22 protein-coding genes and 5 tRNA genes are annotated in these 25,078 nt (G+C 67.8%); 9 read left to right on the top strand and 18 right to left on the bottom strand.

The features are described from left to right. Positions 1-133: 133 nt before the first annotated feature. The 8 genes from clpX to ACFQ0E_RS10820 form a co-directional block, all read right to left on the bottom strand. Complete coding sequence (gene clpX / locus ACFQ0E_RS10855) at positions 134-1,414, bottom strand: ATP-dependent Clp protease ATP-binding subunit ClpX (protein ID WP_137851501.1); 1,281 nt, start codon at positions 1,412-1,414, stop codon at positions 134-136. Between the two features lie 102 nt (positions 1,415-1,516). Beyond that, a complete protein-coding gene (gene clpP / locus ACFQ0E_RS10850) occupies positions 1,517-2,143 on the bottom strand; it encodes an ATP-dependent Clp endopeptidase proteolytic subunit ClpP (protein WP_137851502.1) in 627 nt (208 codons plus the stop codon). An 88-nt stretch (positions 2,144-2,231) separates the two neighbouring features. Then, on the bottom strand, positions 2,232-3,536 hold the full coding sequence (gene tig, locus ACFQ0E_RS10845; protein WP_386823653.1) for a trigger factor: 1,305 nt from the start codon (positions 3,534-3,536) through the stop codon (positions 2,232-2,234). A gap of 222 nt (positions 3,537-3,758) precedes the next feature. Further along, a tRNA-Leu gene (locus ACFQ0E_RS10840) sits at positions 3,759-3,843 on the bottom strand. A gap of 64 nt (positions 3,844-3,907) precedes the next feature. Next, a tRNA-Lys gene (locus ACFQ0E_RS10835) sits at positions 3,908-3,983 on the bottom strand. 101 nt (positions 3,984-4,084) lie between these two features. Further along, positions 4,085-4,161 (bottom strand) — tRNA-His (locus ACFQ0E_RS10830). Between the two features lie 117 nt (positions 4,162-4,278). Beyond that, positions 4,279-4,355 (bottom strand) — tRNA-Arg (locus ACFQ0E_RS10825). A gap of 99 nt (positions 4,356-4,454) precedes the next feature. Next, positions 4,455-4,531: transfer RNA gene (locus ACFQ0E_RS10820), tRNA-Pro, on the bottom strand. 148 nt (positions 4,532-4,679) lie between these two features. Between ACFQ0E_RS10820 and ACFQ0E_RS10815 the strand changes: the two genes are divergently transcribed. Continuing rightward, positions 4,680-5,444 (top strand): Bax inhibitor-1/YccA family protein, encoded by a 765-nt coding sequence (locus ACFQ0E_RS10815; RefSeq protein ID WP_386823652.1) that lies wholly within the window; start codon positions 4,680-4,682, stop codon positions 5,442-5,444. A 92-nt stretch (positions 5,445-5,536) separates the two neighbouring features. On the opposite strand, the gene ACFQ0E_RS10810 is transcribed toward ACFQ0E_RS10815, so the two are convergent. From ACFQ0E_RS10810 to grxC, 3 genes are all read right to left on the bottom strand, one after another. Next, positions 5,537-6,544 (bottom strand): isocitrate dehydrogenase, encoded by a 1,008-nt coding sequence (locus ACFQ0E_RS10810; protein ID WP_386823651.1) that lies wholly within the window; start codon positions 6,542-6,544, stop codon positions 5,537-5,539. 270 nt (positions 6,545-6,814) lie between these two features. Then, positions 6,815-7,210 carry a carboxymuconolactone decarboxylase family protein gene (locus tag ACFQ0E_RS10805; protein WP_386823650.1) on the bottom strand — a complete coding sequence of 132 codons (396 nt, stop codon included), beginning with the start codon at positions 7,208-7,210 and terminating at the stop codon, positions 6,815-6,817. Beyond that, positions 7,207-7,509: a glutaredoxin 3 gene (gene grxC / locus ACFQ0E_RS10800; RefSeq protein WP_386823649.1), complete on the bottom strand. Its 303-nt coding sequence runs from the start codon at positions 7,507-7,509 to the stop codon at positions 7,207-7,209. The genes ACFQ0E_RS10805 and grxC overlap by 4 nt, the downstream gene beginning before the upstream one ends. Before the next feature lie 234 nt (positions 7,510-7,743). Between grxC and ACFQ0E_RS10795 the strand changes: the two genes are divergently transcribed. The 7 genes from ACFQ0E_RS10795 to ACFQ0E_RS10765 all read left to right on the top strand — a co-directional run bounded on the left by ACFQ0E_RS10795 (position 7,744) and on the right by ACFQ0E_RS10765 (position 17,350). Further along, the gene (locus tag ACFQ0E_RS10795; RefSeq protein ID WP_386823648.1) at positions 7,744-9,324 is read left to right on the top strand and encodes a M48 family metalloprotease; all 1,581 of its coding nucleotides are present in this window, start codon (positions 7,744-7,746) and stop codon (positions 9,322-9,324) included. A gap of 145 nt (positions 9,325-9,469) precedes the next feature. Beyond that, positions 9,470-10,159 carry a phosphate regulon transcriptional regulator PhoB gene (gene phoB / locus ACFQ0E_RS10790; RefSeq protein WP_137851509.1) on the top strand — a complete coding sequence of 230 codons (690 nt, stop codon included), beginning with the start codon at positions 9,470-9,472 and terminating at the stop codon, positions 10,157-10,159. Between the two features lie 52 nt (positions 10,160-10,211). After that, positions 10,212-11,585, top strand: coding sequence for a phosphate regulon sensor histidine kinase PhoR (gene phoR / locus ACFQ0E_RS10785; RefSeq protein ID WP_386823647.1), 1,374 nt, complete (start codon positions 10,212-10,214; stop codon positions 11,583-11,585). Continuing rightward, positions 11,582-13,690: a polyphosphate kinase 1 gene (gene ppk1 / locus ACFQ0E_RS10780; protein ID WP_386823646.1), complete on the top strand. Its 2,109-nt coding sequence runs from the start codon at positions 11,582-11,584 to the stop codon at positions 13,688-13,690. Before phoR ends, ppk1 begins: the two co-directional genes overlap by 4 nt. Before the next feature lie 189 nt (positions 13,691-13,879). Continuing rightward, positions 13,880-15,415, top strand: coding sequence for an exopolyphosphatase (gene ppx, locus ACFQ0E_RS10775; RefSeq protein ID WP_386823645.1), 1,536 nt, complete (start codon positions 13,880-13,882; stop codon positions 15,413-15,415). A gap of 254 nt (positions 15,416-15,669) precedes the next feature. Further along, complete coding sequence (locus ACFQ0E_RS10770) at positions 15,670-16,842, top strand: glycosyltransferase family 4 protein (RefSeq protein ID WP_386823644.1); 1,173 nt, start codon at positions 15,670-15,672, stop codon at positions 16,840-16,842. After that, entirely contained in the window at positions 16,802-17,350 is a 549-nt protein-coding gene (locus tag ACFQ0E_RS10765) for a phosphatase PAP2 family protein (protein ID WP_386823643.1), read from the top strand. The genes ACFQ0E_RS10770 and ACFQ0E_RS10765 overlap by 41 nt, the downstream gene beginning before the upstream one ends. Positions 17,351-17,533: 183 nt before the next feature. Here the strand turns inward: ACFQ0E_RS10765 and ACFQ0E_RS10760 are convergent, their stop codons facing one another. The 5 genes from ACFQ0E_RS10760 to creB form a co-directional block, all read right to left on the bottom strand. Next, on the bottom strand, positions 17,534-18,418 hold the full coding sequence (locus ACFQ0E_RS10760; RefSeq protein ID WP_386823642.1) for a carbon-nitrogen hydrolase family protein: 885 nt from the start codon (positions 18,416-18,418) through the stop codon (positions 17,534-17,536). Further along, on the bottom strand, positions 18,415-19,023 hold the full coding sequence (locus ACFQ0E_RS10755) for a GNAT family N-acetyltransferase (protein WP_386823641.1): 609 nt from the start codon (positions 19,021-19,023) through the stop codon (positions 18,415-18,417). The genes ACFQ0E_RS10760 and ACFQ0E_RS10755 overlap by 4 nt, the downstream gene beginning before the upstream one ends. A gap of 114 nt (positions 19,024-19,137) precedes the next feature. Then, positions 19,138-20,508: a cell envelope integrity protein CreD gene (gene creD / locus ACFQ0E_RS10750; RefSeq protein ID WP_386823640.1), complete on the bottom strand. Its 1,371-nt coding sequence runs from the start codon at positions 20,506-20,508 to the stop codon at positions 19,138-19,140. Positions 20,509-20,612: 104 nt separating this feature from the next. Then, positions 20,613-22,082: a two-component system sensor histidine kinase CreC gene (gene creC / locus ACFQ0E_RS10745; RefSeq protein ID WP_386823639.1), complete on the bottom strand. Its 1,470-nt coding sequence runs from the start codon at positions 22,080-22,082 to the stop codon at positions 20,613-20,615. A gap of 12 nt (positions 22,083-22,094) precedes the next feature. Further along, on the bottom strand, positions 22,095-22,796 hold the full coding sequence (gene creB / locus ACFQ0E_RS10740; protein WP_386823638.1) for a two-component system response regulator CreB: 702 nt from the start codon (positions 22,794-22,796) through the stop codon (positions 22,095-22,097). 79 nt (positions 22,797-22,875) lie between these two features. Here creB and ACFQ0E_RS10735 point away from each other — a divergent pair, with 79 nt between their 5' ends. Continuing rightward, positions 22,876-23,745, top strand: a complete 870-nt coding sequence (locus ACFQ0E_RS10735) for a 23S rRNA (adenine(2030)-N(6))-methyltransferase RlmJ (RefSeq protein WP_386823637.1) — start codon at positions 22,876-22,878, stop codon at positions 23,743-23,745. A 77-nt stretch (positions 23,746-23,822) separates the two neighbouring features. On the opposite strand, the gene arsC is transcribed toward ACFQ0E_RS10735, so the two are convergent. After that, positions 23,823-24,185, bottom strand: coding sequence for an arsenate reductase (glutaredoxin) (gene arsC, locus ACFQ0E_RS10730; protein WP_386823636.1), 363 nt, complete (start codon positions 24,183-24,185; stop codon positions 23,823-23,825). Positions 24,186-24,207: 22 nt separating this feature from the next. Then, positions 24,208-25,071: a sulfurtransferase gene (locus tag ACFQ0E_RS10725; RefSeq protein WP_386823635.1), complete on the bottom strand. Its 864-nt coding sequence runs from the start codon at positions 25,069-25,071 to the stop codon at positions 24,208-24,210. Positions 25,072-25,078 lie beyond the last annotated feature (7 nt).

The following is a 25,078-nucleotide window of genomic DNA, read 5'->3' as shown; positions in this document are numbered from 1 at the left end:
GGGGCGTCTCCTGTGGGGTGGCACAGCGCAACGGCGCGGCCGATAGCCACCTTATGGGGGTCTGCGGGTCTGGATGCAAGCGCGGCCCGCCAGAAGGCGAGCCGCGCATGGGAAGCCTCGCGAATGGGCGGGCTTACTCGGCGGACGCGACCTTGTTCGGCGGCGTCTGGTAGATCAGGTAGGGCTCGGACTTGTGCTCGATCACCGACTCGTCGACCACCACCTTGCTGACGTTCTCCAGCGACGGCAGGTCGTACATCGTGTCCAGCAGGACCGATTCGACGATCGTGCGCAGGCCGCGCGCGCCGGTCTTGCGCTTGAGCGCCTTGCGGGCGATGGCCATGAGCGCGTCCTGGCGGAATTCCAGCTCGACACCCTCCATCTCGAAGAGCTTGCGGAACTGCTTGCTGATCGCGTTCTTGGGCTCGGTCAGGATCTTGATGAGTGCAGTCTCGTCCAGCTCCTCCAGGGTCGCGACCACCGGCAGGCGGCCGACGAACTCGGGGATCAGGCCGAACTTGATCAGGTCTTCCGGCTCGACATCGAACAGGACCTTGCTGACATCCGCCTTGCGCTCCGCACTCTTGAGCTTGGCGCCGAAACCTATACCGCCGGCCTCGGTGCTGCGCTGCTGGATGATCTTGTCCAGGCCCGCGAACGCGCCGCCGACGATGAACAGGATGTTGCGCGTGTCGACCTGCAGGAATTCCTGCTGCGGATGCTTGCGTCCGCCCTGCGGCGGCACGCTGGCGACGGTGCCTTCGATCAGCTTGAGGAGCGCCTGCTGCACGCCTTCGCCGGACACGTCGCGGGTGATCGACGGGTTCTCGCTCTTGCGCGAGATCTTGTCGATTTCGTCGATGTAGACGATGCCCTGCTGCGCCTTCTCGACGTCGTAGTCGCACTTCTGCAGCAGCTTCTGGATGATGTTCTCGACATCCTCGCCCACGTAGCCGGCTTCGGTCAGCGTGGTCGCATCGGCGATCGTGAACGGCACGTTGAGCAAACGCGCCAGCGTTTCGGCCAGCAGGGTCTTGCCCGAGCCGGTCGGGCCGATGAGCAGGATATTGGACTTCGCCAGCTCGATGTCGTCGTTCTTCTGACGGCTCTCGATGCGCTTGTAGTGGTTGTAGACCGCGACGGCCAGGGTCTTCTTGGCGCGCGACTGCCCGATCACGTACTGGTCGAGCACCTCCAGGATCTCGCGAGGCTTCGGCAGGTGGCTGCGGGTCGCCTGCGCCTTCTCCTCGAGTTCCTCGCGGATGATGTCGTTGCACAGCTCGACACATTCGTCGCAGATGAACACGCTCGGGCCCGCGATGAGCTTGCGGACTTCGTGCTGACTTTTGCCACAGAACGAGCAATACAGGATTTTGTTGCTGTCGCCGCTGCGGCCTTGCCGGTCTTCGCTCATGCTGCTGTCGATTTCTTTCGCTGGTATCGGGAGGATAGCATCCACGCCCCGGGCCGCAAGCGCGATCCGGGGCGGAATTCCATGCTTTTATGAATCAATCACTTAGGCCGGCTGAATCGATTCTTCCGGCCGGCGCTCGAGGACGTGGTCGACCAGACCGTAGTCGCGGGCGGCCTCGGCGCTCTTGAAATTGTCGCGTTCGGTGTCGCGGGCGATGGTGTCGATCGCCTGTCCGGTGTGGCTGGACAGGATCTCGTTCAGGCGCTGCTTCATGCCCAGGATCTCGCGGGCATGGATGTCGATGTCCGTGGCCTGGCCCTGGAAGCCGCCGAGCGGCTGGTGGATCATCACGCGGGAGTTCGGCAGGGCGTAACGCTTGCCCTTGGCACCGGCCGACAGCAGCAGCGCGCCCATCGAGGCGGCCTGGCCGACGCAGATCGTGCTCACATCCGGCTTAATGAACTGCATGGTGTCGTAGATCGCCATGCCCGCCGTGACGATGCCGCCCGGCGAATTGATGTACAGGCTGATGTCCTTCTCGGGATTTTCGGCTTCGAGGAACAGCAGCTGGGCGACGATGACGTTCGCCATGTAGTCGTCGATCCCGCCGACCAGGAAGATCACGCGCTCCTTGAGCAGCCGGGAGTAGATGTCGTAGGCGCGCTCGCCGCGGCTGGTCTGTTCGACCACCATCGGCACGAGGTTCAGGGCTTTGGTTTCCATGCTCACGTGACACCTGTCTTTGTGGGGGAGGTCCGCGCGATGCGCGCGGACCGGGGCGGAACCGTCTTGAGCGATGCCGCCGGGAGACGGAACCTTACAGCGGCGCGATGGCTTCCTGGAAGCTGAGCGGATGGTCGGTATGGGTGGCGCGCTCGGCGATCCAGTCGATCACTTGCTCTTCCATCACGCGGTTCTGCAGGCCCGACATGAGCTGGCGGTCGTTGCGGTACAAATCAATGACCTGCTGCGGCTCTTCGTAGGTCGACGCGATGAGACGCAGCGTTTCGTTCACGCGCTTCGGGTCGAGGGTCAGGCTGTTGCGGCGGGCGATCTCGCCGACCAGCAGGGCGACGGTGATGCGCTTGCGGGCCGGTTCAAGCACTTCGCGCCAGGCATCGGCCGGCGCTTCGACCTGGCGGCCCTGGCGACGGGACTGCTCGACGGTCTGGGCAACGATGGCGCGCGCCTCGTTCTCGACCAGACGCGGCGGCATTTCAACGTGGGCATAGGCGGCGATCAGCTGCTCGCCGACCTCGCGACGCAGGCGGTTCATCAGCGCGCCCTTGAGCTCGCGCTCGAGGTTGTTGCGGATTTCGACGCGGAACTGCGCCATGTCGCCCGACTTCACGCCGAAGCTCTTGATGAAGTCGGCGTCGGCGTCGGGCAGATGGGCTTCGGAGATCTGTTCGATCTTGACCGACACCTCGGCTTTCTTGCCGGCCAGCTGCGGGACGCGCCAATCGGCCGGGAAATCGACGGTGACGGTCTTCTCGTCGCCGGCGCTCATGCCGACCAGCGCGTTCTCGATCTCGGGATACATGCCGCCGGTGCCGATCACTGTGACGCCGCGCTCGGCGCCTTCCGGCGGCAGGCGCTCACCGTCGACGACCGACCAGGTTTCCAGATCGACCGCATCGCCGGCCTGGGCCGGGCGGGCGACCAGGGTCCAGCTGCGACGCTGCAGGCGCAGGTTCTCGATCATGCGATCGATGTCGTCTTCGGTGACGTCCGCGGTGTGGCGCACGACCTGCAGCTTGGTGACGTCGATGTCGCCGAAGTCCGGGACGATTTCGAAGGACGCCACGAAGGCCATCTCGCCCTCGCCCGCCTCGGCCGACGGCTCGATGCGCGGAGCGCCGGCGACACGCAGTTCGTTCTCGCGCACGCCGCGCTCGAAGCCTTCCTGCAGCAGGTCGTCGAGGATCTCGCCACGGACCTGCGCGCCGAAGCGCTGCTCGATGACCTTGGACGGCACCTTGCCGGGACGGAAGCCCTTGATGCGGGCGGTGCGCGCGATCTCCCGCAGACGACCACCGACCTGGCCTTCGACGCTCTCGGCCGGCACGCGCAGGGTCATGCGGCGCTCGAGATTGCCCACGGATTCGACTGAAACTTGCATGCTGGCGACTCCTGCAGCCGCGCGCGTGTCCGCGGCCCGAAAATTGGTGAAGGTGGATGGGGCGCCCGGGCCTCGAAGGACCCTCGGGCGAAACCGGGGCCAGGGCCCCGGTGGAACGGGATAGTTTGGCGGATTACGCGGCCGGCCGCCAGTTTCAGGGCACAACCCCGACCGGATGCACGATCCGGTCACACAGGTCTCGGTGCGGGCCCATCCCTGAGGTGGTGCGAGAGGGGGGACTCGAACCCCCACACCTTGCGGCGACAGAACCTAAATCTGTTGCGTCTACCAATTTCGCCACTCTCGCATCGGCCCCGGGCGACCGGGGCGCTCAAAGCAAAACGCCCGGCCGAAGCCGGGCGTTGCTGATCTGGTGGGCCGTCAAGGATTCGAACCTTGGACCTATTGATTAAGAGTCAACTGCTCTACCAACTGAGCTAACGGCCCGATCTGGAAAGAATACCGCATTCTTCGGGTCTTCGACAAGCACCCCGTGATTCACGGGAAAGATGCGAGGCGTTCGACGAACAAGAACGACATTCTCGATATGGGGTGGCTGAGGGGACTCGAACCCCCGACAACCGGAATCACAATCCGGTACTCTAACCAACTGAGCTACAGCCACCATTGAAACCTGGTATCACCTGCGGTGCGCTTCCTGCGAAGCGGCCCATTCCGGGCGATCCGCCGCACGGCGTCCTGCCATGCGCTGAAATCCTGTGTCGCGAACCACATGCAGCATTGGCGCGCCCGGCAGGACTCGAACCTGCAACCGCCGGCTTAGAAGGCCGGTGCTCTATCCGGTTGAGCTACGGGCGCAATGCGCTGGATAGCCGATCGGACGAACGGGGCACGCCGGCGGGCGTGCCTGGCTGACGGAAGCGCGCCGACGGGAGCCTTGCCGGCGCGAGCCGGAAGTGGTCGGGGTAGAGGGATTCGAACCCCCGACATCCTGCTCCCAAAGCAGGCGCGCTACCAGACTGCGCTATACCCCGCCGTCGAGCGGCGACTGATGCGGGTGCCCGCAATCCAGCCGGCCCGCTATTTTGCGAATGTCGGCGCGGGATGTCAACGCGGCGGACGACATCGCGAATGGGTATGCTTGGCGCTTCGACCGTACGACACACACACTCAGGAGTTCCCATGCGCAGCGGCAATCCGGTTCTGAAGGATTCGACGTTCCTCGACCTCAGCAGCGGCACCGTCTATCCCGGCAGTGCGAATGCGATGACGCTCAACGGCACGGTCAACAAGACCGGGCTGATGCTGCTGATGCTCACCCTCACCGCAGCCTTTTCGTGGTCGCAGGCCGTCGTGCAGACGCCGGACGGCCCGCAGCTCGCACCGGGCGCGATGCTGTACATCCTCGGCGGCGGCATCGGCGGTTTCGTGCTGGCGCTCATCACCGTGTTCAAGAAGGAATGGTCCCCGGTCCTCGCCCCGGCCTACGCGCTGGTCGAAGGCCTGTTCCTCGGCGCGATTTCGGCGTTCTTCGAAGCCCGCTACCCGGGCATCGTGATGCAGGCGGTGATGCTGACCTTCGGGACGCTGTTCTCGCTGCTGTTCGCCTATCGCTCCGGCCTGATCAAGGCGACCGAGAACTTCAAGCTCGGCGTGGCGGCGGCGACCGGCGGCATCTTTCTGATCTACCTGGCCTCGTTCGTGCTCGGTCTGTTCGGCATCAAGGTGCCCTACATCCACGAGTCGGGGATCATCGGCATCGGCTTCAGCCTGTTCGTCGTGGTCATCGCGGCGCTGAACCTGGTGCTGGATTTCGACTTCATCGAAAGCGGCGTCGAAGCCGGCGCACCGAAGTACATGGAGTGGTTCGGCGCCTTCGGCCTGATGGTCACGCTGGTGTGGCTGTACGTGGAATTCCTGCGCCTGCTGGCCAAGCTGCGCGACTGACCGGCAGCGTGCTTCACCCAGGAAAAAGGGCGCCATCGGCGCCCTTTTTCATTGCCTGCGGCTCAATCTGCCTGCAGGCCGACAGCTGCGGCTCAGAGCCGGCTGGCGATCGCCCTGGCAAACGACATCGTGTTGCCCTCGCCGCCCAGGTCCGGGGTCACCGAATCCTTCGCTTCCAGCGTGGCGACGATCGCGTTGCGCAGGCGCGTGGCGTTCTCCGGCTGGCCGATGTGATCGAGCATCTGGCCGACTGCGAGCAGCAGCGCGCAGGGATTCGCAAGGCCCTTGCCGGCGATATCCGGGGCCGAGCCGTGCACGGCTTCGAAGATCGCCGCCTCGGTGCCGATGTTGGCGCCCGGGGCGAGGCCCAGGCCGCCGACGAGACCGGCGCAGAGGTCGGAGATGATGTCGCCGAACAGATTGGTGGTGACGATGATGTCGAACTGCTCGGGACGCATCACCAGCTGCATGCAGGTGTTGTCCACGATCATCTCGTTGCACTGGATGTCCGGATACTCCGCGGCGACGACGCGCGCGGTGCGCAGGAACAGGCCCGAGGTCGACTTCAGGATGTTGGCCTTGTGGACCACGGTGATTTTCTTCCGGCCGGTCTTGCGGGCCAGCTCGAAGGCGTACCGGACGATGCGCTCGGAGCCGCGACGGGTGATCTTCTGGGTCAGCATCGCGGTTTCGCCGTCTTCCGACAACGACTGGCCTTCGCCGATGTAGGCGCCTTCGGTGTTTTCGCGGACGGTGATCAGGTCGACGCCCGAGGGGAAGCGCGACTTGGTGTTCGGGAACGACTTGGCCGGGCGCACGTTCGCGTACAGGTCGAAGCGCTTGCGCAGCTCGACGTTGATCGAGCTGAAGCCCTCGCCGACCGGGGTGGTGAGCGGGCTCTTGAGCGCGATGCGGTTGCGGCGGATCGAATCCAGGGTCGACTGCGGCAGCAGCTCGCCGTGCTTTTCGAGGGCGACCATGCCGGCATCGGCTTCTTCGTACTGCAGGCCGGCGTTCATGGCGTCGAGCACGAACAGGGCGGCCTCCATGATCTCGGGGCCGATGCCATCGCCACGGATGACGGTAATCGTTTGGGTCATTGTCGGTTCCAGTCAGGCCTGCGCGGACGGTTCCGCCAGGCGGGCCCGGCGCTGCGCGCGGGGCCGCGTTCGTTCGGGTTTGCGGAGGTTGCGGGGTGTCGCGGGTTGCGTGTCTGGCGAAGGCGCGGGCGGCAGAACCGGCGCCTACAACCCGCGAATTATGCCTCAACGGCGCCGATCATGCTCGATCGGCATATCCACATGCCCCCCGACCATCGTCGCAGGCGATCGTCGAATGGGTGGTCACAGACCCCGCTGCGCCCCTGCCGCTCAGCCGTGGTCGTGGGCCGGGACCGCCCCGGTCTCGCCCTGCTCCAGGCGGTCGAGGAAGTCGACGGCGCGACGCAGATGCGGGATGACGATGGAACCACCGACCACCAGGCCGACCGAGAAGGTCTCGAACATCTCGTCCCGGGTGACCCCGGCTTCCTTGCACTGGGCGACGTGGTAGCTAATGCAGTCGTCGCAGCGCAGGACCAGCGAGGCCACCAGGCCGAGCAGCTCCTTGGTCTTCACGTCGAGGGCGCCGGCCTGGTAGGTCTGGGTGTCCAGCGCGAAGAAGCGGCGGACGACTTGGTTGGGCTCGGCGAGGATGCGCTCGTTCATCCGCTTGCGGAAGGCGGTGAACTCGGCGACGCGGTCCTTCTCGTCCTGCCCGCCGCTCATGCGCCCGCTCCCGAAAGCAGCGGCTCGAACTTGCCGTCCCGATGCAGGGCCATCATGTCGTCGAAGCCGCCCACATGGACGTCGCCGACGAAGATCTGCGGCACGCTGGTGCGGTTGGCGCGGGCGACCATGCGCTCGCGCTCGGCCGGATCGGTGTCGACCCGCACCTCGGTCCAGCTCAGACCCTTGCTCTTGAGGAAGTTCTTGGCGGCCACGCAATAGGGGCAGACCAGGGTGGTGTACAGGGTGATCGGCGCGTGCGCCGCGTCGCCGGGGGCGTCGTTCCGGGGGTCGTTCAAGGCCGTCTCCTGTCCGCGTGGGCGCGGCATCTGCTGTCGGGACCGGGATGATGGGGGCCCGCGCCGGGCTTTTCCAGACAGGATTGGGCGCGTGGCGCGCAACACTGCAATGCAGGGAACGTCCGCAGCGCCCGAAGGTCATGGCGGCAGACGCTTAACAGCACATTCACGCCGCCATCGTCCGCAGGCGTCATCCTGTCGCACATCGCACCTCGACTTTCCCGGATACCGCCCATGCGCCTGACGGCCGTCATCGCCGCCCTCACCTGCCTGCTCGCGACCGCGGTCAGCCCGGCCCAGGAGACCCGCCTGCCCGATATCGGCTCCTCCGCCAACGAGGTGCTCAACCCGACCAAGCAGGCCGAATACGGCAGCATGATGCTCAGCCAGCTGCGGCATTACGACTATGTCCTGGACGATCCCCTGGTCGACGCCTGGCTGCAGTCGGTGGGCCACCGCCTGGCTGCGGCCAGCGACCGCCCGGACCACCCCTTCGTCTTCTTCATGCTGAAGGACCGCCAGTTCAACGCTTTCGCGACCCTGGGCGGCTACATCGGCACGAATGCCGGCCTGGTGCTTGTGGCCGAGAGCGAGGACGAGGTGGCCGGCGTGCTGGCGCACGAAGTCGCCCATGTGACCCAGACCCATGTGCTGCGCAGCGTCGAACGCGCACAGAAGGACAGCGTGCCGATCCTGCTGGCGATGCTGGGGGCGATCGCGGTCGCGCAGGCAGCGGGTGGCAACTCCGCAGACGACGCCTCGATCGCGGCGGTGTCCTCGATGCAGGGCCTGATGATCCAGCGCCAGATCGACTACACCCGCTCCAACGAATCGGAAGCCGACCGCCTCGGCATCCAGACCCTGACCCGTGCCGGCTACGACCCGAACGCGATGACCAGCATGTTCGGCCGGATGCAGACCCTGTCGCGCGTCAACCAGGGCGGCGAGCGCGAGCGCACGCCGGACTACCTGCGCACCCACCCGGTGACCACCACCCGCGTCAGCGAAGCGCGCAGCCGCGCCGCCGAACTGTCCCAGCGCGCCCCGGCGCTGGTGCCCGGCAGTGCGATCACCAGCGAAAACCCGCTGATTCCCGCTTCGCTGCGCGTGCAGGGCGGCCAGCGCAAGGCGGAAAACCCGAATTTCGGCTGGGCGCGCGAACGCATCCGCGTGCTGAGCGCGAACACGCCGGTCGAGGCCATCCGCGAGTACGAGCGCATGCGCCAGGCCCGGCCGCTGACCGATGCGCAGCGCTACGGCCTGGCCATGGCCCGCGCCCGCAACGGCGAATACGCAGCCTCCGCCCGCGAGCTGGCGCCGCTGCTCGAGTCGTACCCGGACGACGCCTGGATCGCCATCGGCATCGCCGAAGCGGAAGCCCGAAACGGCCAGATCGCGGCCGCCGACAAGCGCCTCGAAGGGATGCTCGCGCGCATGCCCGGGCATCGCGCCGTCGCCCTGAGCTACGCCCGCCTGCTGGCCGAGCGCAACGACCCGGAAGCCGGCCGTCGCGCCCAGGCCGTGCTGCGTCCGCTGGCGGTCAGCGCCAAGGACGATCCGATCTTCCAGAAGACCTTCGCACGCGCCAGCGAAGTCGCCGGCGACCCGATCCGCGCCGGCGAGGCCCACGCCGAGGCCGAGTACATCAACGGCCGCCCCGAGCGCGCCCTGGTCCAGCTCAACACCCTGCTCAAGCGCGAGGACGTCGATTACTACGCCCGCGCCCGCATCGAGGCGCGGATCGCCTCGATCACCCCGCGCGTGCTCGAACTGCGCCGCCAGGGCGTGCGCGACGACGAACTGCGGCGGCGCTGAGCGGCGGCCCGGGAAAGACCCCGCGCGGCACCCGGGGCAGCCCTCGCGAACGGGCCTGCGCCACCGTCACGGATCAGTCACAAAAATGTCGTCTACTGTGGGCCATCCCCCTCAGCGACCGCCGGAATACCGGACCGACAGCCCCATGCAGAAGCGCATCCTGATCGTCGACGACGAACCCGCGATCCGCGACATGGTCGCCTTCGCCCTGCGCAAGGGCGAATACGAACCCGTCCACGCGGGCGACTCCCGCGAAGCCCAGGCCGCCATCGCCGAACGCGTGCCGGACATGATCCTGCTCGACTGGATGCTGCCCGGCACCAGCGGCCTGGAGCTGGCCCGTCGCTGGCGTCGCGATGCGCTGACCCGCGACATCCCGATCATCATGCTCACTGCGCGCGGCGAGGAGAACGATCGCGTCGGCGGGCTCGAGGCCGGCGTCGACGACTACGTGGTCAAGCCGTTTTCCGCGCGCGAACTGCTCGCCCGCATCCGCGCCGTGCTGCGCCGATCGCGCGAGGACGACGAGGACGGCAGCGTGCAGATCGGTGGCCTGCGCATCGACGGCGCCTCGCACCGCGTGTTCGCCGGCGACGCCCAGGTGCAGATCGGCCCGACCGAATACCGCCTGCTGCACTTCTTCATGACCCACGCCGAGCGCGTCTACACCCGCAACCAGCTGCTCGACCATGTCTGGGGCGGCAATACCTATGTCGAGGAACGCACGGTCGACGTGCACATCCGCCGCCTGCGCCGGGCGCTGGAGCCGGTGCAACTCGAAGGCATGGTGCAGACCGTCCGCGGCGCCGGCTACCGCTTCTCCGCGACGCTGTAACCGCATGCGCGGAGACGCGGCGCCTGTCATTCAATTGAAATAGACTGCACCGATGACCTCCATCGCGCGCTCCGCATGGTTCAAGACGCTCGGACAGCTGGTGCTGATCCTGGCGGGCGCGGTCGCGCTGGGCTTCGCCCTCGACCACGTCTGGCTGGTGGTGACCGTCGCCGCGCTCGGCGTGGTGACCTGGCATTACTGGAAGCTGCGCAACGTGCTGCTGCGCCTGACCGCGCGGCAGCGCGCCATGCCGCCCGAGGGAGACGGCGTCTGGAACGAGCTGGACCGCCTGCTGCACCGCAGCCAGACTGAAATGCGCACGCGCAAGCGTCGGCTGGTCGACATGCTGCGCGCCTACCGCGCCGCCACCGCCGCGCTGCCGGACGCCATCGTCGTGGTCGAGCGCAACAGCCAGCGCATCCAGTGGTTCAACGAAGCCGGACAGCGCCTGCTCGGCCTGCAGTACCCGCGCGACATCGGCGCCGCGCTCAGCGACCGCCTGCAGCCGCTGCCGGTCGCGCAGTGGCTGGCCGCCGGCCGGCACGCCGAACCGTTGCTGGACGTGCCCTCGCCGGTCCAGCCGGACATGCACCTGAGCCTGCGCCTGATCCCCTACTCCGACGAGCTGTGGCTGCTGGTCGCGCGCGACGTCAGCAAGCTGATGCGCCTGGAGCAGATGCGCCGCGATTTCGTGGCCAACGTCTCGCATGAGCTGCGTACCCCGCTGACGGTGGTGCATGGCTACCTGGACATGCTCGATCCGGCCGAGCAGCCCGACTGGGCGCCGATGCTCACCGAAATGCAGCGCCAGTCGCAGCGCATGACCCAGCTGGTCGAGGATCTGCTCACGCTGTCCCGGCTCGAAGCGCAGGAGCAGTTGCCCGAAGAAACGGTATCGATGTCCTCGATGCTGGCCACGCTCAAGCGCGAGGCCGATGCCCTGAGCCAGCAGCGCCACGAGATCAGCGTGGAGGATGCGGCCGGCGTCGACCTCATGGGCTCGACCAAGGAACTGCACAGCGCGTTCTCCAACCTGGTCAGCAACGCCATCCGCTACACCCCGGCCGGCGGGAAGATCCGCATCCGCTTTCTGCCCGAACGCGACGGCGGCGTGAGCCTGGCGGTGGAAGACACCGGCTATGGCATTCCCGCAGCCCATCTGCCGCGCATCACCGAACGCTTCTACCGCGTCTCGACCAGCCGTTCGCGCGAGAGCGGCGGCACCGGGCTGGGCCTGTCGATCGTCAAGCATGTGCTCAACCTGCACCAGGCGCGGCTGGAGATCGAAAGCGAAGTCGGACGCGGCAGCCGCTTCGCCTGTCGTTTCGGCCGCGAACGCGTCCGTGCGCGCGACCACTTCCTCTTCGACGACGAGCGCCTCGATGGCGATCGTGCAGACGACCACGCAGAAGACCACCACAGATGAGTCCCCGCCCCTCCGCACGCACCGCCCCGGCCACCGAATTCCCGCAGGACGACGATCCGCTGCGCGACCCGTCGTTGTACCTCAACCGCGAGCTGTCGCAGCTGGACTTCAACTTCCGCGTGCTGGAGCGGGCGCAGGACGCCAGCATGCCGCTGCTGGAACGCCTGCGCTACCTGTGCATCTCCTGCACCAACCTCGACGAATTCTTCGAGATCCGCGCCGCCACCGTGCGCCATTCGCTGGATTTCGGCATGCCGCCGGCCGCCGACGGCATCTCGCACACCACCCTGCTCAAGCGCATCCACGAGCGCGCCGCGGACCTGGTCGACGCGCAGTACCGCTGCTGGAACGAAGTGCTGCGCCCCGCCCTCAGCGACGCCGGCGTGCGCGTGCTGCACCGCCAGCACTGGACCGCGCGACAGACCCGCTGGCTGCGCGCCTATTTCCGCGACGAGATCATGCCGGTGTTGTCGCCGCTGGGCCTGGACCCGGCGCATCCGTTCCCGAAGATCCTCAACAAGTCGCTGAACATCGTCGTCGTGCTCAAGGGCAAGGACGCATTCGGCCGCGCCGGGCACCTGGCCGTGGTGCGTGCGCCGCGCTCGCTGCCGCGCATCATCCAGCTGCCCGAGAAGATCTCCGGCGGCGAACACGATTTCGTGTTCCTCTCGGCAGTGCTGTCGGCCTTCGTCGACGAACTGTTCCCGGGCATGGAGGTCAAGGGTGCGTACCAGTTCCGCGTGACGCGCAACTCCGAGCTGATCGTCGACGAAGAGGAAGTCGAGAACCTCGCGCTGGCGCTGCGCGACGAGCTGGCCGGGCGCGGCTACCTGCGCGCGATGCGCCTGGAGATCGCCTCCGACTGCCCCAAGCCGATCGTGCACACGCTGCTGCAGAACTTCGACCTGACCGAGAACGCGGTCTACCGCATCAACGGACCGGTCAACCTGAACCGCGCAGCGCAGATCTACGACATGGTGCAGCGGCCCGAGCTGAAGTTCCCGCAGTACCAGCCGCGCCTGCTCAAGGACATGGACAGCATCTTCGAGCGCGCCGCGAGCGGCGACATCCTGATGCACCATCCGTTCGACGCGTTCACGCCGGTGCTGGAGCTGATCAAGCAGGCTGCCGAAGACCCGAACGTGCTCGCGATCAAGCAGACGCTGTATCGCGCCGGCAAGGATTCGCCGATCGTCGAGCATCTCATCCAGGCCGCGCGCAACGGCAAGGACGTGACCGTGGTGATCGAACTGCGCGCGCGCTTCGACGAGGAAGCGAACCTGCGCCTGGCCGATCGCCTGCAGGAAGCCGGCGTGCAGGTGGTGTACGGCGTGGTCGGCTACAAGACCCACGCCAAGATGCTGCTGATCGTGCGCCGCGAGGGCAAGAAACTCGTGCGCTACACGCATCTGGGCACCGGCAACTACCACGCCGGCACCTCGCGCGCGTACACCGACTTCGGCCTGATCACCGCCGATCCGGACATCGGCAGCGACGTGCACCAGATCTTCCAGCAGATCTCCGGCCTGGCACCGGCGATCAAGCTCAAGCGCATCCTGCAGTCGCCCTTCACGCTGCACGCGGGCGTGCTCAAGCGCATCGAGCGCGAGGCGAAGCTGGCGCAGTCCGGTCGTCCCGGCCGCATCGTCGCCAAGATGAACGCACTGAACGAGCCGCAGGTCATCCGCGCGCTGTATCGCGCGTCGCAGGCGGGCGCGAGCATCGACCTGATCGTGCGCGGCGCCTGCACGCTGCGTCCGGGCATGCCCGGCGTGTCGGAGAACATTCGCGTGCGCTCCATCGTCGGCCGCTTCCTCGAACACAGCCGCGTCTGGTGGTTCGGCAACGACGGCGAGCCCGAGCTGTACTGCTCCAGCGCGGACTGGCTGGAGCGCAACCTGCTGCGCCGCGTGGAAGTCGGTTTCCCGATCGTGGCGCCGGACCTCGCCGCGCGCGTGCGCGAGGAATCGCTGGACAACTACCTGCTCGACAACCTCAATGCCTGGGAGCTGCAGGCGGACGGCACCTATCGCCAGCTCCATCCCGTGGGCGATGCCATGCCGCATTCTGCGCAGGCGATGCTGCTGGCACGGATCTGCGGCTGATCGGTCGACGAGGCCCTCCGCCCATGGCGGAGGCCGTCCCGACAGGCTCAGACTTTGGTCCAAGCGCATCCCGGGCGCCCTTGCAAGCCGTTCCGTTCAGCCTGCCGTGTTGGTAGGCTTCGCGACATTCGCCGGCGCATGTCGGCATGCGACACCGGCATTCCCCCCTCCGCTCCGCAGGTCAGCCGCTTGAACCGATCCGCTTCCCCCGGTCGCGCGCCCGCCGCTCCCCTGCAGGACGGCGACTCGCTCGCCGCCATCGACCTCGGATCGAACAGCTTCCACATGGTCGTGGCCCGTACGGTGCTGGGCCAGCTGCGCATCATCGACAGGCTGCGCGAGACCGTGCGCCTCGCCGATGGCCTGGACGGCAAGGGCGGGCTGACCCAGGATGCGCGCCAGCGCGCGCTCGACTGCCTGTCGCGCTTCGGCCAGCGCATCCGCGACCTGCCCTCCTACCGCGTCCGCGCCATCGCGACGAACACCGTCCGCGCGCTGCGTGAACCACAGGTGTTCCTGTCCGATGCGGAAGACGCGCTCGGCCACGGCATCGAAGTCGTGTCCGGCCGCGAGGAAGCGCGCCTGATCTACCTCGGCGTCGCGCATGCGCAGCCGCCCAAACCCGAACAGCGCCGGCTGGTGATCGACATCGGCGGCGGTTCGACCGAATGCATCATCGGCTCAGGCTTCGACACGATCGAACGCGAAAGCCTGCAGGTCGGCTGCGTGGCCAGCACGCGACGCTTCTTCGCCAACGGCAAGCTGTCGAAGAAGCGCTGGAAGGAAGCGCTGACCGAGGTCGAGGCCGAATTCCAGCAATTCGCCGGTCTCTATCGCACGCTGGGCTGGCAGGAAGCGATCGGCTCATCGGGCACCAACAAGGCGATCGGCGAGATCTGCGCGGCGATGAAGCTCACCAAGGGCGCGGTCACCGCCGAGGCGCTGCCGGTGGTGCGCGATCGCCTGCTCGCCGCCGATCGCATCGAGGACATCGACCTGCCCGGCCTGTCCGACGACCGCAAGCCGATCATCGCCGGCGGCATCCTCGTGCTGGAAGCCGCATTCGAGACGCTCGGCCTCAAGCGCATGCTGGTCAGCAAGGCCGCGATGCGCGAAGGCGTGCTCTACGACATGCTCGGTCGCGGCGGCGTGGACGATCCGCGCGACACCTCGATCGATGCGCTGATGCACCGCTACGGCGTCGATCACGCCCAGGCCACGCGCGTGGAAGTCACTGCGATGCGCCTGTTCGACCAGGTCGCGGAACGCTGGAACCTCAATGACGACGACCGGCGCATGCTGGTCTGGGCCGCGCGCGTGCACGAACTCGGTCTTGCCATCGCGCACAGCCAGTACCACGTGCACGGCGCCTATCTGCTCGAACACTCCGACATCGCCGGCTTCTCGCGCCAGGAGCAGCTGTTCCTCGCCGCGCTGGTGCGCAACCATCGCCGCAACATCTCCAACAAGTCGCTGGAAGTGCTGCCGGACCGCCTGCTCGCACCGGCGCGACGCTGCGCTGCCCTGCTCCGTCTGTCGGTGCTGCTGCATCGTTCGCACGAAGCCGGCGCGATCCCGACGCTGGAAGCGCGCGCCGGCGGCAACAGCCTGACCCTGTCGCTGTCTCGCCCATGGCTGCAGGACCGGCCACTGCTGTGCTCGGACCTGGAGCACGAACGCGATGACATCCAGGGCCTGGCGATCGAACTGCGGCTGGATCCCTGAGCGAGGCCCGGCCGTAGAGCGGAGCTTGCTCCGCTCATGCTCTTCATGGCACGCCTGAGCGGAGCAAGCTCCGCTCTACGAAGTGCCTGCGGAGCAAGCCCCGCGCTGCACATGGGCGATCCCGAACCTCAAGCGATTCGCGCCGTCGTCGCGCCGGGGATCATCAGCCTGGCGACGGCGTCATCGCGCTGTCACTGCCCGGCAACGACCGCTTCATCGCGCGCATCCAGACTCTCCCAAACGAGAGGAAGCGGATGCGCTACGCGATCATCACCGAGACCTACCCGCCGGAAGTCAACGGCGTCGCCCTCACCGTGCAGAGCCTGGAGCAGGGGCTCCGCGAGCGCGGTCACGAGGTGACGCTGTACCGGCCGCGACAGTCCCGCGACAGCACGCCCGCCGCCCACGAACACCTGCTGCCCGGCCTGCCGATCCCCCGCTACCCGGGGCTGCGTTTCGGCCTGCCGGCGACAGGCACCCTGGTTCGCCAATGGAAGGCGCATCGCCCGGACGCGATCTACGTGGCCACGGAAGGGCCATTGGGCTGGTCGGCACTGCGCGCGGCAAGGAGGCTGCGCGTACCGGCGGCGACGGGCTTCCATACCCGCTTCGACCACTACATGCGCGACTACGGCGTGCCGTTGCTGCAGCCGGTCGCGCTGCGCTGGATGCGCCACTTCCACAACAGCGCGCAGGCCACGCTGGTGCCGACCGAGGAACTGCGCGCGTCGCTCGACGACATGGGCTTCCGCGACGTGGTGCGCCTGCCGCGCGCAGTGGACACCACGCTGTTCCATCCCGAGCGCCGCGATGATGCGCTGCGCGCGCAATGGGGCCTGCGACCGGAGGCGCTGGCGGTGATCCACCTCGGCCGCATCGCCCCGGAGAAGAACCTCGCGCTGGCGGTACGCACGTTCCGCGAACTGCAGAAGCAGCAGCCCGACGCGCGCTTCGTCTGGGTCGGCGATGGCCCGTCGCGCGAACAGCTCGCACGCGAGAATCCCGACTTCGTGTTTTGCGGCATCCAGCGCGGCGAAGCCCTGGCGCGGCATTTCGCCAGCGCCGACCTGTTCCTGTTCCCCAGCCGCACCGAAACCTACGGCAACGTGACCCTCGAAGCCCTCGCCAGCGGCGTGCCGACGATCGCCTTCGATTCCGGTGCCGCACGCGAATACCTGCGCAACGGACGACACGGCGCGGCGGTGCGCGACGGCCGCGATGGCGATGACGCCTTCATGCGCGCCGCGTTGCACATCACCCGCGACGCACGTCTCCTCGGCGCCATGCGCATGGCCGCGCGCGAGGCCGTGGCATCGCTGCGCCCGGGCCAGGTGGCCGCCGATTTCGACACGATCCTGCAAGGTCTCGCCCACTCGAGGAATGCGCATGAACACGCCCCTGCTGCGTCAACGACTGCGCACCAATGAGGCGCGCTGGTGCCTGCGCGCCAACGCGCTGTGCGACTACGGGCTGATCCGCGGTTTCTTCGCAGTGGTCAGCCGGCTCGGCGACGGCGTGTTCTGGTACGCGCTGATGGGCGCGCTGGCGCTGTTCGGCGGCCGCCTCGGCCTGTCGGCAGCGCTGCACATGGCCGCGATCAGCCTGGTCTCGCTGCTGCTGTACAAGGGCCTGAAGCGCTGGACGCGACGGCCGCGTCCGTGCGCGTCGGACCTGCGGATCCGCGCCTGGGTCGCGCCGCTGGACGAATTCAGCTTTCCCTCGGGCCACACGCTGCACGCGGTCGGCTTCACCATCGTCGCCCTCGCCTACGTGCCCGCGCTGGCCTGGCTGCTGATCCCCTTCGCCGCCAGCGTCGCCGCCTCGCGCGTCGTGCTCGGCCTGCACTATCCCAGCGACGTGCTCGCCGCGACCGGCATCGGCAGCGCGCTGGCGCTGGGCTCGTTCTGGGTGCGAGACGGGATGGTGTTCTTGTAGAGCGGAGCTTGCTCCGCTCGTGGTGTTGTCGGGATATGGGAGCGGAGCAAGCTCCGCTCTACAAGAGCATGGGCGGAGCAAGCTCCGCTCTACAAGAGCATGGGCGGAGCAAGCTCCGCTCTACGGGAAGGTCAGCGGATCTTCGATCCGCTCTACAAGAGCATGGGCGTAGCAGGTTCCGCCCTAAAACGATGGCTCGAGCTTCGCGCGCAGCAGGTTCGGCGCGAGTTGGCCCGGCCAGTCGCGATCGTTCGCGACCTGCGCACCGGCACGACTGTCGGCCAGCGTCGCGATATCGATCTCGGCAAACGTCCACCCCTGGCTCCCGCTGGCCGTCGCGACGATGCCGTCTGCGGGCAGTCCGACATCCATCGGCGCGTACACCGATGCGTCGCCGGTGTTCACGTCCAGCGCCGGACTCCACGCCGCCTCGCCTGCCGTCACCGCCTGCGCGACGAAGCAGCGATTCTCCAGCGCGCGCGCCAGGCAACCGACGCGCACCCGGGTCGCACCCGCAGCGGTGTCGGTGCAGCTCGGCACCAGCAGCAGGCGCGCACCCGCTTCGCACTGCGCGCGCACCGGCAGCGGGAATTCGATGTCGTAGCAGATCGAGAGCCCCGCGCGCAGGCCCTCGATCTCGAACACCTTCAGCGAGTCCCCGCCTTCGATGACGCCGGTCTTCTTCTCGAAACCGGTGAGCTGCAGTTTGTCCTGCCAGCGATGCGTGCCATCGGGCGACAGCAGGTCGGCGCGGTTGCGATGGCGTCCACCGCCGACATCGAGCAGGAAGGTACCGGCGAGGATGTGCATGCCGGTCTCGCGCGACAGGTCGGCGAACAGGCGCAGCCAGTCCTCGCGATACGGCTGGATGCCAGCCAGCGAGGCCGCCAGGTCGCCGCGCACCTCCGGTGGCAGGATCGAGGCCAGCTCCAGCGAGAGGTACTCCGGCAGCACCGCGATGCGCGCATCGGCGTTCGCCGCCTCGTGCAGCCAGCGCCACTGCTTCGCCGCGAAATCCTGGAAATGCGTGAACGCGTCGATCGGATAGGTCGCGACCGCGATCTTCATGCAGCACCTCCTCCCAGCCTGCGCATCCAGAACGTCAGCGCATGTTCGATGTCGCCAAGACCAATCTCGTTCCAGTGCAGGCGCATGGTCATGCCCGGCTGGCGCACGTAGCCGCGTTTGGTCCAGAACGCGTCATTGTCGCGATGTCCGGCGGGCCGGCGCGGATCGGTCGGATCACGATCCACCGCGCAGAACGCGGTCAGCCCGAAACGGCCCAGCGCGCGCGCATGCGCCTCGCGATGGTCGAAGAAGGCATGGCCGATGCCCCGCCCGCGATGCGAGGGCAGCAGCACCGATTCGCCGCAGTAGAACACGCGCGCGGCATCGATGCCGGCGGCGTCGAACGGTGAGCGGAACTCGGCGCTGTCGTCCGCCAGCGGCAGGCCGGTCGAGGCACCGACGATGCGGTCGCCGTCGAAGGCCAGAACAAAGACGCTGTCGGCCGATGCCGCATAGGCCTCCAGGTATTCGCGTTCGTAGGCGACATCGCCGTCGTAGAGGTAGGGCCAGTCGCGGAACACGACGATGCGCAGCGCGGCGACGGCGTCCAGGTGGCGGCGCACGTCGGCGCCGACGACACGTTCGATGCGGAGGTCATGGGTCATGCTCCGGATTCTATCCCCAGCGTCCCGCCCACGAAAAAGCCGCGGCTCTCGCGAGCCGCGGCCTCCACCCGGACGCTGGGGATTGGGCGTCCGGGAAACCGTATCAATCCGTGATCACTCCCTCGGCAGCGGCGGCGGCGTATTGGCGCCGAGGCTGTACCAGTCGACCCGGCGGGTGACGACCATGATCGCGGCGAGGATCAGGAACAGCAGGCCCGCGCCCATCACCATCGCGTTGTCCTCGGAAATCAGCAGGCCATAGAGCACCGCGTAGAGCAGCGAGATCATCAGCGCGAAGCCCAGGCCGCGCATCCATGAGCGAAGAACATGGCTGACGTAGTAACCGAGCAGGCCGATGCACGCGGCGCTGGCGATCAGGTAGGCGATGCCGAAGTCGATGTGTTCCGACAGCGCGACCAGCAGCAGGAAGAAGATCGCCAGGGCCAGGCCGACCAGACCGTACTGGATCGGGTGGATCCGCAACTGCTTGATCAGCTCGAACATGAAGAAACCGACGAAGGTCAGCACGACGAACAGGATGCCGTACTTGCTGGCGCGGTCGGCCTGCGAATAGATGTTCACCGGATCGACCAACGACACCGCCACCGCATCCATGCCCAGGTCCGCTTCGCCGCTCAGGCCAATCGCGCCGGGATTGGGCACCGTGCGACCGCCCAGATACTGCGACTGCGCATTGCTGGCCAGCGAAGACACTTCCCAGTCGGCCTTGAAGCCCTTGTCGCCGATCGACTTGTTGCGCGCGGTGAACGAGCCGCTGAACTGCGGATGCCGCCAAGGCGAGGACAGGGTCACCTGGTTGTTCTGCGCGAGCGGCACGACGGCCAGGTGCTCGGTCCCTTCCAGCGCGAAGCCGAGGTCGGTCGAGAAGCGCAGCGCATCGCCGGCCTTCGGCGTCGCCAGGATCGCATGCAGACCGGTGCCTTCGCGTCCGACGATGCCGCGATTGAGCTTCACCTCGCGCCCATCGACCATCAGCTTCGGCACGCCCGCCACACCACGCACATCGGCGATGCCGAAGTTCAGCACCGGCTGGCCGATCTTCCTCGGCAGGTCCGGATTGGCGTCGGCGGGGATGTTCACGTCGAAACGGGCGACGACCTTGCCTTCGACCTCGTAGCTGCGCACGTCGTGCAGGCCGAGCGATTTGATCCGCGGTTCGATCGTGCCGTCGACCGTCATCGTCGTCGGGAAGAACAGCCACTGGCCGGATTCGCCGTCCTGCTTGACCTTGCGGATGACTTCGCCGTTGGCGTTCTTCTCCTCGACTTCCACGGTGTTCGTGTACGGGACCATCAGCACCGGGCCGGACAGCGCCTGCGGCCCTGCCGTGCCGCGCGCGACCGAACGCACCGCCTCGTCGCGATAGAACTGCCGTTCCTGGATCACGCCCCGGATCATCAGCAGCGGTACGAGCAACAGGATGGTCATGCCGACCACCATCAATATCTTCAGCATCAGGCGCATGGCCGTCTCCGGTGTTGTTGGACGCCGGCAGTGTCGGCGGCAGCGGAGAGGCGGCGATGGTGCGTGCGTGAAGTCCGGGTGAAGTCGGGCCCGGCGCGATGCGATCAGGCCAGCGGCAGCCGCAGGACGGCCACCGCGCCGCCTTCGGCATGGTTGGCCAGCGACGCGCGGCCGTCATGCAGTTCCATCGCCTCGGCGACGAAACACAGGCCCAGGCCGCTGCTGCGGCTGGCGCCTTCGGGACGGGCGAGCGAGTAGAAGCGCTCGAAGACGCGGTCGAGTGCGTAGTCGGGTACGCCCGGCCCGCAGTCGCGGACTTCGAGCAGGGCATCGTCGCCGTCGCGCGCCACGCGCATCACGACCGCGCTGCCGGCCGGCGCGAAATCCGCCGCATTCTCCAGCAGGTTGACGATCGACTGGCGCAGCAGGAAGGCATCGCCGGACACGGTCACGGGCGGGCCGTCCTCGACGATCTCCAGGCGTAGACCGCGCTGATCGAAGCGGGTCGCGACGCGCTCGGCGGCATCCCCCACCACCTCGCGCAGCGCGAGCCGCTGCGGCTGTTCGATGCGCTGGCGGTGCTCGACGGAGGCCAGCGCCAGCAGCTTGTCGATCATTTCCGCCATGCGCCCGCTCTGCGCGCGGATGGTCGCGACGAAGCGCGCACGGTCGGCTTCGGGCATCGGCGTCGCGCCGGGTTCGCCGTCGAGCAGCTCGGCGCTGCCGCGGATCGCGGCGAGCGGACTCTTGAGTTCGTGGGTCAGCGCATGCACGTACTGCTCGACGTACTGCTTGCCTTCCAGCTTCGCGCGCATGGTTTCCAGCGCGCGGCCGAGGTCGCCGAACTCACCGGCGCTGTCCGGCAGCGTGGCGCGCTCGCCGGCAGTCACGGCATCGGCGTAGCGACGCAGCGCACCGAGCTGCCGCGACAGCCACCAGGCGGCGACCAGGCCGATCAGCAGCGCGGCGCCGAGCAGCACGCCGCCCCAGCGCAGGATCACCGCCTGGCTCTGCGCGATGAACGGCGCGATGGTCTGGTTCGGCTTGGCCACGGTCAGCACGCCGATGATGCGGGAGCGTCCCGCTTCACGGACCATGCCGTCACGGATCACGATAGGCGCGGCCACGTGCATCACCGAGCTGTCTTCGTCATTCGGATCGGCGCGGCTGGAGCGCGCGCCGTAACGACCGCGCAGGGTGAGATAGACATCGTTCCACCGCGAATAGTCCTTGCCGACATCGCGGCCGTCGGAATCGAAGACCACGATGCCCTGTGCGTCAGTGACGTAGATGCGCGTGCTGAGCTTGCGCTTGCTGAAGCCCCAGATCTCGGCGCCGATGTCGCGATCGGTCAATTCGCGCACGTTCGATGCGAAGGCGCCGTCGGCGATCCGCCCGGCCAGCAGGTCGTCGCGCGCCTGCGCCGCGAGCAGGTTGGCGGTGTCGACGAGCGTGTCCTCCATCGCCTGTCGCACACCCGGCTTCACCTGCTGCAGGAATACCTTGCCCAGCAGCAGCGCCGCGATCGCGACGATCACGAAATAGCCGAGCAGGATGCGCAGGCCGATCTTCATGTCGCGAGGATCTCAGCCGGCGCCGACATCGATCGAATACCCCAGGCCGCGATGGGTGCGGATCGCATCTTCGGCGGTGACGTCCATCTCGCGCAGCTTGGCGCGCAGTGTCTTGATGTGGGTATCGACGGTGCGGTCCCCGCTGTCCAGCGCATCCGACCACACCCGGTCCATGAGCTGGGCGCGCGACAGCACCGCGCCGGGGCGCTGCAACAGGGCTTCGAGCAGGCCGTATTCGTAGCGGGTCAGGTCGAGCGCCTGGCCGGCGAAACGGATGCGCCGGCCTTCGCGGTCGATCGCGAAGCGACCCAGCGCCTGCCACTCGGTGCTGGCCGGCTGCGCGCGACGGCGCAGGCGCGCACGCACGCGGGCGACCAGTTCGCGCGGCGAGAAAGGTTTGACCACGTAGTCGTCGGCGCCCAGTTCCAGGCCCACGACGCGGTCGATCTCGCCGTCGCGCGCGGTCAGGAAGATCACCGGCAGGTCGCTGAACGTGCGCAGCTGACGGCAGACCTCGAACCCGGTGATGTCCGGCAGGCCCACGTCGAGCACGACCAGATCGACCTTGCCGGACCTCACCTTCGCCGCGACCTCGCCGCCCAGCAGCACGTGCTCGGCCGCGAAGCCCTCGCTGCGCAGCGCGTACAGCACGGTATCGGCGATGGCGGTCTCGTCTTCGGCGACGAGGATGGTCGGGGCGTGCGGTGCGGCCATGGGGCGGAATCGAAACCGGGAAACGGATGGCATCGGCATTGTAGGCCGCATCCCGCGCCCGGTTGGTACCATGCCAGCGATGAACTACCGCCACGCCTTCCACGCCGGCAACCACGCCGATGTCCTCAAGCACGTCGCCCTGCTGGCGCTGTGCGACGCCCTGACCGCCAAGCCCGCGCCGCTGTTCGCGCTGGACACCCATGCCGGTGCCGGCCTCTACGCACTGGCTGGCGAAGAGGCGGGACGCACCGGCGAGGCCGTGGACGGCATCGGCCGCCTGCTCGCCGCGTCTCCAACGGGCACGCCGGTTCACCCCGCGATCCGCCGCTACCTCGACGCCGTGGCCGACTGCCGCGCCGCGCACGGCGAAGACGGCTACCCCGGCTCGCCCTGGCTGCTCGCCCACGCGCTGCGCGAACAGGACCGCATCGCCTGCTGCGAGCTGCGCGACGAGGAAGCGGCGCTGCTGAAGCGCCACGTCGGTGGCGACCCGCGCGTGGCGGTGCATGCGCGGGACGGCTATGCCGCGATACGCGCACTGCTACCGCCGAAGATCGGCGCCGTGCGCTACGCGCGCGGCCTGGTGCTGATCGATCCGCCCTACGAGGCCCAGCTCGCCGAGTTCGACACCGCGCGCGCCGCGCTGCGCGACGCCCTCGTCCTCTGGCCGCAGGCGGTCTACGCCCTGTGGTATCCGATCAAGCGCCGCAGCGCCCTGAATCCCTTCTACCGTTCCGCCGCCACGCTCGAAGCGAAATCGGTGCTCGCCTGCGAACTGCTGGTGCGTCCCGACGACTCGCCGCTGCGCATGAACGGCAGCGGCCTGTTGATCCTCAATGCGCCATGGCAGTTCGATGCCGTCATGCGCAGCGTGCTGGACGCACTGCGCGCCAGGCTCGGCGACACAGGCGCCAGCGCACAACTTGCGTGGTTGAAAGCACCGGCCTGAGCCTGTCGCAGTCGCCGTGGAACGGAACCGGCTCCGCGCACATCTCCCGGAACATCATCAGCGCAGCAAGCTGCGCTCTACGCCAGGCGTGGCGGCAGGATCTCGATCACGCGCTCGGGCGGACGCGCCAGCCGTGTGCCGAGCGGCGAGACCACGAACGGCCGGTTGATCAATACCGGCGTGGCAACCATGGCAGCAAGCAGGTCGTCGTCCGACAGCGATGGATCACCCAGTCCCTGCTCGACATGGACCGCTTCCTTTTCGCGGATCGCCTCGCGCACCGTCAGCCCGGCCGCCGCGATCACCTCGGCCAGACGCGCCTTCGACGGCGGCGTCTTCAGGTACTCGACCACGACCGGCTCGATGCCGGCCTCGCGGATCAGCGCGAGGGCGTTGCGCGAGTTGCTGCAGGCGGGGTTGTGCCAGAGTTCGACGTGCATGATGCGCAAAACCGTGCGGGACTCAGTCGGCACCGGTGGCGATGGCACGCGCGGGATCATCGATCCAGCCGCTCCACGATCCGGTGAACAGGGAAGCGCCGGGCAGGCCGGCATGGGCCATCGCCAGCAGGTGGTGGCAGGCGGTCACGCCCGAGCCGCACATCGCGATGACCTGCGAGGCCGGGCGTCCCGAAAGCAGCGCACCGAACTCCTCCGCCAGTCGCGAGGCCGGCTTGAAGCGGCCGTCTTCGAGATTCAGCGGATACGGCCGGTTGATCGCACCGGGGACGTGTCCGGCGACGCGATCGATCGGTTCGACCTCGCCACGGAAGCGTTCGCCGCCGCGCGCATCGAGCAGCAGGTCGCCGGCGGCGACACGGGCAGCGACGGCGTCGGCGTCGAGCAGGCGTGCATCATCGAAGCGCAGCGGATACGACGTCGCCGCGACATCGCTTGCATCGGCATCGGTGGGCAGCCCCAGGGCAGTCCAGCGCGCGAAGCCGCCGTCGAGCACCGCCACGCGCGCATGCCCGGCGACGCGCAGCATCCACCACAGGCGCGCCGCGAATGCGCCGTCGCCTGCGTCGTAGGCGACGACCTGGATATTGGGTGTGACGCCATTGCGGCCGAGCCAGTCGCCGAACGCCACCGCCGACGGCCAGGGATGACGCCCCGCGCCGGGCGCATGCGGACCGGACAGATCGCGATCCAGGTGCGCGTAGCGTGCGCCCGGCAGATGCGCCTCGGCCCATGCGCGCTCGCCTGCAGTGGTGTCGTTGAGCGCGAAACGGCAGTCGAAGATGCGCAGGTCGGCCTGCTTCGGATCGGCTTCGTGGAGATGCGACGCGAGCGTTTCTGCGTCGACGAGCGTGGTCCATGCAGTCATGCAGCCT

It is taken from the genome of Lysobacter brunescens, assembly GCF_042677005.1.
In the GTDB taxonomy this organism is placed as follows: domain Bacteria; phylum Pseudomonadota; class Gammaproteobacteria; order Xanthomonadales; family Xanthomonadaceae; genus Lysobacter_I; species Lysobacter_I brunescens.
This window is presented reverse-complemented; position numbering and strand designations above follow the sequence as displayed.